This window comes from Williamsia limnetica, assembly GCF_003217475.1.
In the GTDB taxonomy this organism is placed as follows: Bacteria; Actinomycetota; Actinomycetes; order Mycobacteriales; family Mycobacteriaceae; genus Williamsia; species Williamsia limnetica.
Window position 1 is genome coordinate 1 of record NZ_QJSP01000005.1, and the last position, 13,859, is coordinate 13,859.

A 13,859-nucleotide genomic window follows, 5' to 3' on the forward strand; every position below is an offset into this window, starting at 1 on the left:
CTCCACGATCGCCGACTACTTCGACCAACTCAAGACGTTCACCATGCTTGACATGGCGTCACAGATCACTTGTCCGACACTACTTCTCGAATCTGTTGGCGACCCGGTCGGCGGCGGTGGCCCTGCACTTCTGGACGCCATCAGCTCCACCACCAAAGAGCTCATCAGCCCGCCGGCGTCGAGCGGGTTGGCAGGCCACTGTGGCGGTCTCGGTCAGAAGGTGTGGGAACGAATCGTTTTCGACTGGCTCGACACCATTCTCACTCCACAGGCCTGACAGACTGCGAGATGAGGCCGCACGCGGCGTGGTGGTACCTGAGGCCAAGCGCCTGCGGTCGCCGCTGAGGTCCTTGCGTCACGGTTCGAGTATCGCGAGGGCAGCTAGCCATTGCGGGTATGCGACGCCCAGCGGACTTCTCCCGGTGATGCGGCGCCATCGGCGCTGCCCAGGGGTTTCCTGTCGTCGGGAGCGCCTGCGGTGAGGGGAAATCGGCGGCGCAGTAGCAGGGGATGAATCACCCAGATGGCGACAAATGCTGTTACCGCCGCAACCGCTACAGCGATGGCCGACGGCAGACCAACAACGACGTCGGTGACGAGGACCACCACACCGGTCAGCGCCACGCCCAACAACATCAACCCGGTCAATGCTGCTCGATGGGCGGCAGAGACCAGGTCCGCGAGTGCCCGTCGCCGAAACAGTAAGCGATGAGCGGCCACGGGGGAGGTCAACAGAATGGTCGCGGCCACCGAGGCCAGGACAGTGACCATGTAGATGGCTTTGTCGGAGGTGGGAAGTTGGGCGAACCGTTCCTGGAACGGAAGAATCAACAGAAATCCGGTCAGCAATTGAATGCCGGTCTGGACGACCCGAAGTTCCTGCAGAAGACTGGTCCAATTGCGGTCGAGCGACTGCACCGGGCTTTCCCCGCGAAGCAGAGCATTGTATTCGTCGTTGCACCGCTCAGGGCGGGCTCGAAATGTGTCAGTCATCGATATTGCCCCCGTTGATCGATGATCGCACAGGCTCCGGATCGCCAGAGCACAGCTCCGTCAAACATGCGAGTACCCGCCGGATGCGCGGTACGAGATGATCCCGCCAATCGCCACCGCGCTGATGACCCGCTGTCGGTCAGAGGCCATCAGGCGGTCTATGTGATCTACAGGCGTAGTCATTGACGCTATGTACCGATCCTGCCGACGGTGGAATCTGGCAGGTCGTACGCGGCGTCCTCGATCTACTCTCAGACCTGGCCACCAGCAACGGGTGATTTGGCCAGGACGTAATCGGCGCACGCCGAGATCGCACGGTCGTCGGCTTCGTTTTCTCCGGAACCAGTTTCGCACTCATCGCACGCCATACGGATGTGCGGACGCCACAGACGGGCGTCCGCACATCGAGGTCAGGTCATGCGAGTGCCATATCCATCGGCGATTACTGGCCGGCGGAGTTGAGCGGTGTGGACTCGAGCAACGGCATGATCTGATTCAGCAGCCAGGACAAACTCGCCGGGCCGGCGGCTAGGCCCGCGTCGATGATCGGTCGTCCGACGAAGAACTGAGCCTCGTTCTGCACCGAAGGCAGGTCGGCGAAACGTGGATCAGCCTCGAGGGCCGCGCGGGTTTCTTCGTCGTAGGTGGCGATGAGCGACACTTGACCCTCGAACTGATCAAGGTTCTCCGGCGACAACGGCTCCAGAGGACTGCCTGCGGGCGGCTGGTTGGCTGCCGGCTTCAGACCAAGATCCTCGACCCACCGATAGGTAGGCATGAGACGTAGCCCACCGCCGTAGAAGTCGGCGATGCTGACGGTCTTGTCCTGCAACCCCGTGAGAAGCTTGCGGGCCTCGACGAATTCGGCGTCAACATCGGCGATCACCTGAGCAGCCTCCGCAGACTTTCCGGTGAGCGTGCCAAAGTCGGTCAGATTGTCAGTCCACTGACGATCTGGCGAAAAGATGGTCACGAACGTTGGCGCGATTGCAGACAATTGGTCGTACTGCGGCTGTTCGATGTAGTACGGCGTGCCAATGATCAAGTCCGGATTGAGACGTGCGATCGCCTCGGCGTTGGCCTTGTACTCGGTCGTGATGAGCGAGGCGTCGAAGGGGCCCGTCTGCACATCGGCCAGCCAAGGGTACAACTTGAACAGCGCCTCCTCATCTGCTTCTCCAGAGCCCGCATAGGCGATCGGCTTCTCTCCGAGGGCCGCCAGCATATCGACGTAATCAGCGCCGATGACGACAATACGCTCGGGCTTCTTGTCCACGGTGATTTCGCCGTATGTCGAATCAACGCGCACTGGGTAGCCGGCGCCGGAGGCGGAATCATTGGCGTCGGTGTCGCTGGAGCCGTCGCTGCCACTGCATGCGGTCAGCAGCAGCAGTGTGCTGAGAATCGCCGCGACGAGTGTCGCGAGACGCCGCGATGGAAAGGGCGTGGTCATCTGGTCCTCTTCTCTAGGAATGCCGAGCGTCTGTAGTCACAGAAATCACCGAAACCTAGGCTGTCAATAGGTGCGGCCGACGGGTACAAAGGTGGTCACCGGAAGCACAAGTCCAAAGTCTCGCACAGTCAACGCCAAATTTAGGATAGGCTATCTCCTTGTGTGACGCGGCATCGCCTATCCGGGTTCCGGTGTGTGCGCATCTGATCTGGACTGGTGCTGTCCGAGTAGCCGCAGGAGAGGGTCGTCAGCATCATTCACCAGGACGTCGATTGGTTTGGTTGTGACCGAGACGTTGTTGCGCGCTGCATCACGGGTGCTTTTTGACTGCTTCCGAGCCTGCGCTCTGCTTGTGGCAAGTGCCTAGCGACGTCACTCTGTTACGAAGTAGATCGCGAAGCGGAAGTTTGCGCCAAATATTACTGATTGTGTTAACTAAACTTCATTGGGGGTGTGAGGGAGTGCAGCCGTTGATGAGCCCGTCGGCGTTTGCGGCGAGGTGGCGGTTCGCAGAATTCACGCAGAAAGCAGAATTCACTAAGATAAAGGGCCGACAATATCCAGCGATGAGCGTTAGCTCTTAGTGCGCATCACTAATTGAAATCAAGAGCCGATTTCTTGATCTGCACCCGCAGCGTCGCTTTCGGAGGTAATATCGCACTGCAGCTCTGGCATAAGTGCAGTTATCTCGCTACGGTTATCTTGCGTGCTGCAAACCGACGTCGCGCAACTTTGGGGAGTTCGCATGAAGCCGTCGACCGAACTGCCTACGACAGGCCATCGGCTGCTGCGAGGAACGCGGCCAGGCCTGCGCAGAACCTTCGACGAAGTGCCCGACGCGTCCGGCGCCACGTCCGTTGCCGGCGGCCGGGTTCATGGCCTCGCCGAGGCGATAATGCACGTCAACGCGGACCTGGATCTACACGCGACCCTTGAGGCCTTGGTGACGTCGGCGATGGCGTTGACTGACGCGAAGTACGGCGGTCTGGGTGTGTGGGGACCCGACGGATGCTTCGATGAGGTCATTCCCGATGGCGCTGGGACGGCGAGACCGGCGGGGGTCAGTCGTAGGCTGACGGGCCGGGGTCGGATCGACCGGCTGCGGCACGAAGAACTATCGCGACATTCGCAATCGACAGGTCTTCCGTCCCGCGAGCCGGCGACGACCACGTTTCTCGGTGTCCAGATTCGGGTGCGTAACGAGGTGTTCGGAGCGCTCTACCTGACTCAGAAGCGGGGTGGTGGAGACTTCACGAAAGTCGACGAGGTGAACATCCGGACGTTCATCGCGGCGGCCTCCACCGCAGTCGATCACGCACGCATGCACGAGAAGGCCCGGGTGCGTTTGGCCTGGAACCAGATCAGCAGTGAAATTCGCACCGAGTTGATGGCCGGGCCTGGAACGCTCTGCGCCTTCGCGATGATCGCACGTGGTCTGGTCGGACTGACCGATGCCGACATGGTGTTGGTCGCCCGGCCCTTGGTCGTCGACCAGCCCCCTGACGCAGTCAGCGAACTGGTCATCGCAGCGGCCGAAGGCGATTCTTCAGTGGCGAGTCTGCTGGGCAGGGTCATAAGCATTGGGCAAGTCGCTCGAGGCCACACATATGCCGATCTACGGCCCCTACGTCGCAGCAGGCTGGATCTGTGTGCGGTCGTGGGTCAGGCCGGCGTCGACGGCCCGGCCATGATTGTGCCCCTTGCTACAGATCAGACATTTTGCGGGTTGTTGGTGGTGTCACGGCTGGCTGGGAGGAGCTCGTACACGCAGGAAACGTTGGCACTCGCGTCAGATTTCGCGGACCAGATTGCGCAGGGGATCTCGATGGCGGCTGCTGTCGACCGGGGCCGTGAACTCGAGGTGTTGGCCGATCGTGAGCGCATTGCACGCGTTCTTCACGACCATGTGATCCAGCGGATTTTCGCGGCCGGAATGAATGTGCAAGGTACCTTGCAACGTGCTCAGTCCCCGGTCATTCGGCGTCGTTTGACCGAGACGACGAATGACCTGCAGGACATCATTCAAGAAGTTCGCACGACCATCTTCGACCTGCAGCCTGACAGTCGTGGATCCACGCGGCTGCGACAGCGGGTTCATGAAGTGATCGACCAGCAAACCCGAGACTTCGCCGGCCGGACCTTTGTCCGGATGTCTGGCCCGATGTCGGTGGTGACGCCCAGGCTGGCAGAGCATGCGGTGGCCGTTGTGCGCGAGGGCGTGACCAACGCGGTGCATTACGCCGAGGCCGAGACGATAACCGTGAGCATCTCCGTCGACGACGATCTTGTCATCGAGATCGTCGATGACGGTATCGGTATGGACGGCGATGTGACCCCCAGCGGCTTGACCAATCTGCGCGGTAGGGCGCACGAGCTCGGTGGGGACCTCGCACTCACCGCCAATGCAACGGGCTCGGGCGTCGCGCTGAAGTGGTGGGCGCCTTTCGATCAGTGACCGGACTCCGTCAGCGTTCTCGGCTTCTACGGTCGGCGGTGAGCTTGGATGCATAGATCCCGGCTTGGGTCCGGCGTTCCATTCCCAGCTTCGCCAACAATCTGGACACGTAGTTCTTCACAGTCTTTTCGGCCAGGTGCATCCGCTCAGCAATCTGCCGGTTCGTCAATCCCTCACCGAGCAGCGTCAGCAGCTTGCGCTCTTGTTCTGTGAGCCCGTCGAGGCGCCCCGCAGAGTTCTGTCCGCTGCGGACACGATCCATCAGGGCCGCCGCTGCGCGATTGTCCAAGAGAGACTTTCCTGCGCCCACATCGCGGATTGCCTTGGTCAGATCCATACCCGTGATGTCTTTGATGACGTACCCGCTGGCGCCGGCCGTGATCGCATCGATCATCGCCTGGTCATCGGTGTACGAGGTGAGCATCAAACACCGGAGACCATCGACTCTGAACAGCAACTCCCTGCACAGGTCTATGCCGCTGCCGTCAGGCATTCGTACATCAAGCACAGCGACATCCGGTTTCAGCGCCGGAATGCGTATCCGCGCCTGTGCGCACGTGCCGACATCGCCGATGACGGAGAGCTCCGCATCGGCGTTGATCAGTTCGATGAGACCACGACGAACGACTTCGTGATCATCGGCCAAAAACACTGAGATGATGGTCTTGCTCCTCGAGAGTGAGTGCGCCTGTATTCTATACTCTCGTACACGAAATTGAAATGCCGCGATATCCAATACCTGATTCGGCCTAGCCGGCATGTCTTCGAGGTACGTACTCTCTCATGATCATGAGGCTGGCGGTCGTCAGTATCGTCTAGGTTCATTCATAGGTTCTTTTCGCTAAATACCGAACGCCCGGCGTGGATTATGTTCAGCACAAGGGCCATTCGTCCTCCCATCCGTGTGACTTTGTGCCCTGGTACACCGAAGCGGCAAAGTGGTCTACTGACTGTGCTACGTCATCTCCAAATGAGCAAGACGATACAGAAGCGGAGAACGAACGCATGTGGGATTCTTTTTGGGACTTCATCTGGTACACAATCGTAGTTTTCGCATTCGTCGCCTATCTGGTGATCTTGTTCCACGTCATTGGTGATCTGTTTCGTGACAACACGACATCAGGCTGGGTGAAGGCCGCGTGGATCTTGTTCCTGGTGTTCATCCCCTACATCGCCTTGTTCGTCTATCTCATCGCCCGTGGTGGTGGTATGGCCGAACGGTCCGTGGAGGCGCACGAGGCAGCCCGGAAACAAGCGGACGAGTACATCAGACGGACGGCCGGAACGTCGGCTGCGGACCAGATTTCGACCGCGAAGGGGTTGCTCGACGACGGTGTGATCGACCGGGCCGAATTCGAGCAACTGAAGAGTGCGGCAATGAGCGCGTAGATCAAGGCCCGGACCGGCTGTCATCGCCCCGTACTCGAAGCAACGCACTCAACCCCGAACGCACTGTAGGCATCCACGATCGACGAACCACTTGATGGAGAAACCAAATGACTTCGACCGAGCGAACAACAGCCCATGACTACGACCGCCATCCAGTGAGGGAGGGATTTGCCGCCGGGACGAACTTCGCAGCCGCGACGCTACTTTTGGTCGTCTCGATTCTGGGTGTGCTTCAAGGGATCTCAGCTCTGGCAAATGATGAGATATTCGTCGCCGGCATCGACTATGTCTACAAGTTCGATCTGACCACCTGGGGTTGGATCGTGCTCATCCTCGGCCTTGTCGGGCCAGTGATCGCGTGCGGGATGTACACCGGGGCTGTGTGGGCACGAGTCGGTGCGGTCATAATCGCGGCGGTGTCCATCATCGTCAATTTCCTCTGGTTGCCGTACTACCCGATCTGGTCACTTGTGTTGATCGCTCTTGACGCGGTCATCATTTGGGCCGTTGCCACGTGGAGCCGCGATCGCGCGGATGGCGTGTGAACGCCGGCTTTCGTCGGGGATGTCGCCGTGAGCGCGAAGAAGCGAAAGTCACGGTCGGCGCTGGTCGAGCCAGGCGGACCTCATGCAGACGGTCCTCGGTTGATGAAGAACAAGGAATACCGGCACCTCATCCGGCCGCTGCACGGAGAGCTCGTCCAACTCCAGGAATGGGTGAAATCGACCGGGTCGCGGGTGTGCATCGTCTTCGAGGGCCGTGACACCGCAGGGAAGGGTGGTGTCATCAAGGCCATGACAGAGCGGGTGAGCCCGCGTGTGTTCCGGGTCGTGGCGCTGACGGCTCCGACCGATCGCGAGAAATCGCAGATGTACATCCAGCGGTATCTGCCACATCTACCTGCTGCCGGCGAAGTCGTCATCTTCGACCGAAGTTGGTACAACCGTGCGGGCGTCGAACGCGTGATGGGCTTCTGTACCGAGGAGGAGGCCCAGCATTTTCTCCAGATCACCCCGATGGTCGAGCACGCCATAGCGAAGTCGGGTGTCATCCTCCTCAAGTACTGGCTCGAAGTGAGTGATTCGCAGCAAACAGCGCGCCTCCGTAGCAGAATCGACGATCCGCGGAAGATCTGGAAGCTGTCGGATCTCGACCTGGACTCGTACAGTCGCTGGTACGACTACTCCCGTGCACGCGATGACATGTTTCATCTGACCGATACCGGTTGGGCTCCATGGTTTGTGGTCAACAATGACGACAAGAAGCGCGGGAGGCTGAACGTCATCAGCCATCTGCTGCAACAAGTTCCGTACGAGCGGATGGAACGCCCTGACGTCACCTTGCCGAAACGGCAAAAGCGCCATGGGTACACGGAACCGACACAACCGTTGCATTGGATACCGACGCCGTACTGACGGCGCGACTCGGAAGGCGCATCGGCACATGGTTGTCATGAGATCGGCTGGACCAGAGGTCGGGTGGTACGCGCAGGAAGCCGACTCCGTGGTCGCGGCCATGGGGTCGAGTCAGGTGGCGGGCATCTCCTCACGTGATGCCGCAGAGCGTCGGTCAGAGGTCGGGCCGAACGAGATCGCTTCCGCGCCGGCTCTGTCACCATGGGCAATTGCGTCGACGCAGTTCAAAGACCTCATGAACCTGATGCTCATCGCGGTGGCGGTGGTCAGCATCGGGATCGGGGAAGTCCCGACCGCGACAGTGGTGGCTGTGCTGGTCGGGCTCAACGTGGTGCTGGGTACCCGCCAGGAGCTGAAGGCTCGCAGCAGTATCGACGCGCTCGCCAAGATGCACACTCCCTCGGCCAGGGCGGTTCGCGACCATACTTTATGTAACCTCGATGCCACAGAACTTGTGCCAGGAGACATTGTTCAACTCGAGGCCGGCGACATCGTGCCGGCGGACGGCCGGCTCCTGACCGCGGCGTCTTTGGAGACGCAAGAGGCCGCGTTGACGGGCGAGAGCGCACCCGTTGCGAAAAATGCGCAATCCCTCAACGCCTTTGATGTGCCGCTGGGCGACCGGACGAACATGGTCTTCCAGAACACGTCGGTCACGCGCGGCACCGCAACCATGATCGTCACCGAAACGGGGATGAAGACGGAGATCGGTCGGATTGCTTCGATGCTGTCGGCGGTCAGCCCTGGCAAGTCGCCGTTGCAACGTGAATTGAACTCCCTGACCAAGGTCCTCGGCGTTATCGCCTGGGCGGCCGTAGCGCTGATCGTCGTCATCGGTGTGGTTCGTGGACAAACTCTGACGACGGTGTTGCTGCTCGGTATCTCTATGGGTGTATCGGCAATACCTACCGGCCTTCCGACCTTTGTGCAGGCCATGCTCGCCTACGGTGCCCGTCAGCTGGCCGCTGTGAACGCCGTTGTGAAGAACTTGACCGATGTCGAGACTCTCGGGGCGACCAGCGCGATCAACTCGGACAAAACCGGCACGTTGACCATGAACCAGATGACTGTCAGAACTCTGTACTTCCACGGCAGGTGGTACACGGTGGAAGGGGAGGGGTACAGCAAGTCCGGGAGAATAGTTCAGGTTGCCGGTGAGGCACCGTCCGACTTCACGTTGTTGGCGTACGGGCTGTGCCTCGACAGTGATGCCACTGTCTCCGATGGGGGAGAAGTCGTCGGCGACCCGACCGAGGCCGCGCTGATCGTGCTTGCCGCCAAGATGGGAGTCGATGGCCCTCGTACGCGGTTGGCGTATCCGCGTCTGGCAGCGGTGCCGTTCGACTCGTCATACAAGTTCATGGCGACCTTTCACGATCTGCCGGCTGGTGGCTCCACGCAGTTCGTCGGATTGGTCAAGGGCGGTCCCGACGTGGTCTTGGCGCGGTGTAGCGGCGCCGTGGGCGCCGACGGACGGCTCGTCCCGATCGCGACGATGCGTGAAGAGTTGTTCAGGGTGAATCGCGAGTTGTCAGAGAAAGGCCTTCGGGTACTGGCCTTCGCAGAAAGACGGCTCGCAGGGCGAAAGGAGGAGGTCCGGTCGAACCCGATGTCGTTCGTGGAAGATCTGACATTTGTCGGAATGGTCGGGATCATCGACCCGCTGCGGCCCGCCGCCGTCGAGGCGGTGCGTACCGCCCAAGCGGCCGGGATCGAAGTCCGGATGATCACCGGTGACCACACGATCACTGCTTCGGCGATCGGCGACGAACTGGGGCTCGGGCCAGGGGCCGTCAGCGGCGCCGAGTTGCTCGCCATGGACGATGAGACTCTGGGCGATAGCCTTCCTCGTCTTCATGTTTTCGGCAGAGTCACGCCTCAGGACAAGCTTCGCTTGGCAAGTGTGATGCAAGAACGCGGTGCCGTGGTGGCGATGACCGGTGATGCAGTCAACGATGCTGCAGCCCTGAAGAAGGCAGACATCGGGGTCGCAATGGGCTCTGGCAGCGAGGTGACCAAGCAGGCCGGCAAGATGGTCCTCACGGACGACAACTTCGGGACCCTGATCACCGCCATCCGACTGGGCCGGGACATCTACGAGAAGATCGTCGCGTACATCCGCTACCAGATGTCGAAACTCTTCTCTCTCGTCCTGCTGTTCCTCGCTGCGAGTGTGTTCAACATCAACGACGGTGTCGCGCTCACCCCCCTCATGGTGCTGTTCCAGCACTTCTTCATCACGCTCTTTCCTGTTGCCGTCATCATGCTCGATCCGCCGTCCCCTGACCTGATGAGCAGACGCCCAAGGGATCCGCGGACACCTATTGCCAACAGAAGAGCCCTGATGCAGTGGCTGTTCTATGGCGTCCTGCAGTTCGCCGTCACCCTTGCCGCGATGTTGCTCGCACCTGGTGAGATGAGTACCTCGGAATCGAGTGTTCCAATGACCACGGCGTTCGTTGTGCTGTCCCTGGGTTCGGTTTTCGCAGGGCTCGTCATGCGCCGCGATCCCGAATCGGGCTGTGCATCACCGATATTGGGTGCACTGAAGATACTGTCGGTACCCGTGATCGTCACGGTCTGTGCCGTCGAAGTCGGATTCCTCCAGGACTTGCTCATGACGGCACCGTTGACGGGTGGGCAGTGGCTGGCCTGTATCGGCTGGGCATTGATCATTCCGGTCGTCGTCGAAGCCGAGAAACTCCTTCGGCGTCGAAGGCGGACGGATCTGCCGCCCGTACTGACCGTCGCCGCGGCGGTCAACCCCCGAAGCGTTCGCTGAGAACCGCGTCATGTCGTGGGTGGCCGGTCTGGCACAGCTTCCGGGAATTGTGACGGCGCGTGGATACCGTCGCGGGTGGTTGCGAGCTGACGTGACCTCTGGGCTCGTGCTCACCGCGCTGCTCATCCCGGCGGGGATGGGGTACGCCGAGGCAGCGGGACTGCCCGCTTATGCCGGCTTGTACGCAACGATCGTCCCTCTTACCGTGTACGCGCTGGTCGGTCCCTCAAAAATCTTGGTTCTCGGCCCTGATTCGTCTTTGGCCCCACTCATCGCTGCTGCGATAATTCCGCTCACCGTCACCGACGACCCCGAGGAAGCCTTGGCCCTGGCCGGCATTCTGGGCGTCCTGGTGGGTGTGATCCTTCTGCTCGGCGGCTATCTCCGACTCGGTTTTGTGACCGAATTGCTCTCGAAGCCCATCAGGCTCGGCTACCTGAACGCCATCGCGCTCGTCGTGATCGTCGGGCAACTGCCCAAACTACTCGGATTCGACGTCGAAGGAACCGGCGTCCTGACCGAGATACGGGAGATCGTTCGAGCAGTGTTCACGGGCGGCATTGATCCCGTTGCTGCCGCGGTGGGACTGTGCTCGCTGACCGTGATTCTTGCGTTCCGGGTATGGCTTCCGGTCGTGCCGGGGGTCTTGGTGGCGGTTGCCGGGGCGATCGTCGTATCCGCGATCCTGGGTTTGCAGGACGAGATCGAGATGGTCGGCGCCCTACCGGAAGGTCTTCCGCTCCCTTCGTTCGACGGAGTCGACTGGGGAGACGTCGGTCGTCTGGTCGGTCCCGCTGCCGGTATCGCTCTGATCGCTTTCGCGGACACGGGTGTGTTGTCGCGTACGTTCGCAGCGCGTCGAGGTGAAGACGTGAACGGCAGCACTGAGATGAAGGCGGTGGGTGCAGCCAACATTGCGGGCGGACTCTTGGGAGGGTTTCCGGTGTCGGCCAGTGGCTCTCGGACCCCGGTGGCCGAACAGAGCGGCGCCAAAACCCAACTGGCCTGTGTAGTGGGTGCAGCTGCGGTACTACTCTTCATCCTGCTTGCGCCCGGGGTGACCTCCTATCTTCCCGACGCGGCCCTCGGCGCCGTAGTCATCGTGGCAGCCACGGCCTTGATCGATGTAGGCGGCATGGTTCGTCTGTGGCGGATGAGCTCGGTCGAATTCAGCCTTGCCGCCGCGGCGTTTCTCGGTGTGGCACTTGTCGGGGTGCTACAGGGAATACTGGTCGCGATCGGCTTGTCGTTCGTGGCTGTGGTGGCGCGCGCCTGGCAGCCATATCGCACTGAACTGGTGCAGACGGAGAGTCGTCCGGGTTTCCACGACGTACAACGCCATCCGGACGGCCGGCGTATCCCTGGGCTGATTCTGGTGCGGTTCGATGCCCCGCTCTTCTTCGCGAACGGCGAGATCTTCGATCAGTATGTACGCACACTCGTGATGCAGGCAGCGGAGCCCGTCGAGTGGGTGATCATTGCGGCAGAACCGATCACCGGCCTCGACACCACGGCCGTCGACGAACTCGTCGACCTCGATACGTACCTGGAGACGAAAGACATCCGACTGGTATTCGCCGAGATGAAGGGCCCCATCAAGGACCGTCTCATCCGATACGGCCTGAGCGACAGGTTCGATGCATCGCACTTCTACCCGACGCTGGAATACGCGGTACAGGCGTACGCCGACAGAACAGGTCGCACCTCCGACTCTGCGGACCGGCCATGATCAACCGGCGGAAGGATGCGGTCTTGTTCGAATCGGCAGGCAGCCGTTGGTGGGCACGAGCAGCGTTCCTGTTCGCGTTCTTGACCGCTGCGGTGCCGCTGCTGTGGGCAGGTGTTGCGAGCACGATGGGTGTCCTGCTGGTCAGTGTCGGTACGGTCGTGGTGACGGTTGCGGGGTTGTACTGGGTCCTGGCCAGCCGGGGGATCCTGCGGTGGGTGTCGGCTGTGATCGTGCTGATCGCCCCCCTCGTCATGCTGATCGTGTTCATCCGTGCCGAGTTGTTGGCCGCGGTGATGTCTGCCTGCGTCTTGGCCCTGTCGGCGGTGTGCTGTGCGAGGGCTGCCTTGCACAAGCCGTTGTCGGACAAAAACATCGCGCCGTCTGTTGCCCGGGCCGAGAGGCCATTTTTCATCATGAACCCTCGTTCGGGGGGCGGGAAGGTGGCCAAGTTCGACCTCGAACGTAAGGCCGAGGACCTCGGCGCCGAGGTCGTGCTGTTAGGTCCTGCCACGGTGGACGTCACCGCATTGGCGCAGGACGCTGTTGAACGCGGCGCTGATCTGCTCGGCGTGGCCGGTGGTGACGGAACGCAGGCCCTCGTAGCCGCGGTGGCCGCCGAGTGCGGAGTGCCGTTCGTGGTCATCAGTGCGGGAACTCGCAACCATTTCGCCATGGATCTGGGACTCGATCGCACCGACCCGAGCCTTTGCCTCGATGCCTTGCGCGATGGCGTGGAGGTGTCGGTTGATCTGGGGCGGATCAACGGCAGGCCTTTCGTCAACAATGCGTCGTTTGGTGTATACGCCGAGATCGTACGAAGTCCTGCTTACCGAAATGACAAGGCGGGAACCGTTCTATCCGCTATCCCGGACCTTCTCGCAGAGCACACCGGCTCGCGATTGACTGCTCGATTCGGTGGTGTGCAGGTTACCGGTCCGCAGGCAGTCTTGGTGAGCAATAACCCCTACGGCACCGGAGATCTGGCAGGACTGAGCCGGCGAGCGAGGCTCGACCGCGGCGTTCTCGGAGTGGTGACGCTGTCGGTCGCCAACACGCGACAGGCGGTGGGGTTGCTGCGCCGCGCAAAGATTCGAGGTCTGACCCAGCACACCACCGTCGAGGCCGTCGTCGAAGCCGATACAGCCGAAGTCCCTGTGGGTGTGGATGGAGAAACGTTGATGCTGACTTCTCCGGTGCGATGCACGATCGAGCCGGGGGTACTTCGCGTCAGGCTGCCGCGAAACCTGCCCAATCTCCGTCCTGCTGAACCTCCGATCGACTGGGTTCGGCTGAGCCAACTGGCATGGCACCGTGGGCGGCGGCGTGCGTCCTGACTCGATTTTTAACTGGTCATGCATCTCGTGGTCTACGGGCACAAGAGAACAATGTGAGGATGTGGAAGATGGGTGACAAGTTGGACCCAGAGCACCAGAGCATCGCGAAAGTTGTTCAGGGCCTCATTGATTGCCATCCTGGAACCTCGACGGCGGACATGGAAAGCCTGGTCTGGTCCATTCACGAGCGTTTCGCGCACGCGCGGGTTCGTGACTTCGTACCATTGTTGGTCGAACGCAGCGCCCGGGAGGCCTTGGCGAAGGTGTGATCGACGGCGTACCTACCGTACGAGGACGAGCCAGGCGATC

11 protein-coding genes and 1 pseudogene are annotated in these 13,859 nt (G+C 61.1%); 9 read left to right on the top strand and 3 right to left on the bottom strand.

Going from position 1 to position 13,859, the window contains the following annotated elements:
* A pseudogene (locus DFR67_RS30455) lies at positions 1-277 on the top strand (alpha/beta hydrolase family protein); the annotation flags it as partial.
* Positions 278-381: 104 nt separating this feature from the next.
* Here DFR67_RS30455 and DFR67_RS09290 read toward each other — a convergent pair.
* Both DFR67_RS09290 and DFR67_RS09295 read right to left on the bottom strand, forming a co-directional pair.
* Complete coding sequence (locus DFR67_RS09290) at positions 382-993, bottom strand: DUF6328 family protein (protein ID WP_245937844.1); 612 nt, start codon at positions 991-993, stop codon at positions 382-384.
* A 442-nt stretch (positions 994-1,435) separates the two neighbouring features.
* The gene (locus DFR67_RS09295) at positions 1,436-2,269 is read right to left on the bottom strand and encodes an iron-siderophore ABC transporter substrate-binding protein (RefSeq protein WP_158539931.1); all 834 of its coding nucleotides are present in this window, start codon (positions 2,267-2,269) and stop codon (positions 1,436-1,438) included.
* A gap of 922 nt (positions 2,270-3,191) precedes the next feature.
* Here DFR67_RS09295 and DFR67_RS09300 point away from each other — a divergent pair.
* Complete coding sequence (locus tag DFR67_RS09300) at positions 3,192-4,901, top strand: GAF domain-containing sensor histidine kinase (RefSeq protein ID WP_110469273.1); 1,710 nt, start codon at positions 3,192-3,194, stop codon at positions 4,899-4,901.
* Between the two features lie 10 nt (positions 4,902-4,911).
* Here DFR67_RS09300 and DFR67_RS09305 read toward each other — a convergent pair whose 3' ends face one another.
* Positions 4,912-5,562 (bottom strand): response regulator, encoded by a 651-nt coding sequence (locus tag DFR67_RS09305; RefSeq protein WP_110469521.1) that lies wholly within the window; start codon positions 5,560-5,562, stop codon positions 4,912-4,914.
* Positions 5,563-5,906: 344 nt separating this feature from the next.
* On the opposite strand from DFR67_RS09305, the gene DFR67_RS09310 reads away from it, so the two are divergent.
* From DFR67_RS09310 to DFR67_RS09340, 7 genes are all read left to right on the top strand, one after another.
* The gene (locus tag DFR67_RS09310) at positions 5,907-6,290 is read left to right on the top strand and encodes an SHOCT domain-containing protein (RefSeq protein ID WP_110469274.1); all 384 of its coding nucleotides are present in this window, start codon (positions 5,907-5,909) and stop codon (positions 6,288-6,290) included.
* 107 nt (positions 6,291-6,397) lie between these two features.
* Positions 6,398-6,835: a DUF7144 family membrane protein gene (locus tag DFR67_RS09315; protein WP_110469275.1), complete on the top strand. Its 438-nt coding sequence runs from the start codon at positions 6,398-6,400 to the stop codon at positions 6,833-6,835.
* 60 nt (positions 6,836-6,895) lie between these two features.
* The gene (gene ppk2, locus DFR67_RS09320; protein ID WP_245937873.1) at positions 6,896-7,705 is read left to right on the top strand and encodes a polyphosphate kinase 2; all 810 of its coding nucleotides are present in this window, start codon (positions 6,896-6,898) and stop codon (positions 7,703-7,705) included.
* Positions 7,706-7,742: 37 nt separating this feature from the next.
* Positions 7,743-10,487: a cation-translocating P-type ATPase gene (locus DFR67_RS09325; RefSeq protein ID WP_245937845.1), complete on the top strand. Its 2,745-nt coding sequence runs from the start codon at positions 7,743-7,745 to the stop codon at positions 10,485-10,487.
* A gap of 10 nt (positions 10,488-10,497) precedes the next feature.
* A complete protein-coding gene (locus tag DFR67_RS09330; protein ID WP_110469277.1) occupies positions 10,498-12,216 on the top strand; it encodes a SulP family inorganic anion transporter in 1,719 nt (572 codons plus the stop codon).
* A 23-nt stretch (positions 12,217-12,239) separates the two neighbouring features.
* Positions 12,240-13,550: a diacylglycerol/lipid kinase family protein gene (locus tag DFR67_RS09335; RefSeq protein WP_245937846.1), complete on the top strand. Its 1,311-nt coding sequence runs from the start codon at positions 12,240-12,242 to the stop codon at positions 13,548-13,550.
* A gap of 68 nt (positions 13,551-13,618) precedes the next feature.
* On the top strand, positions 13,619-13,819 hold the full coding sequence (locus tag DFR67_RS09340; protein WP_146240406.1) for a three-helix bundle dimerization domain-containing protein: 201 nt from the start codon (positions 13,619-13,621) through the stop codon (positions 13,817-13,819).
* Positions 13,820-13,859 lie beyond the last annotated feature (40 nt).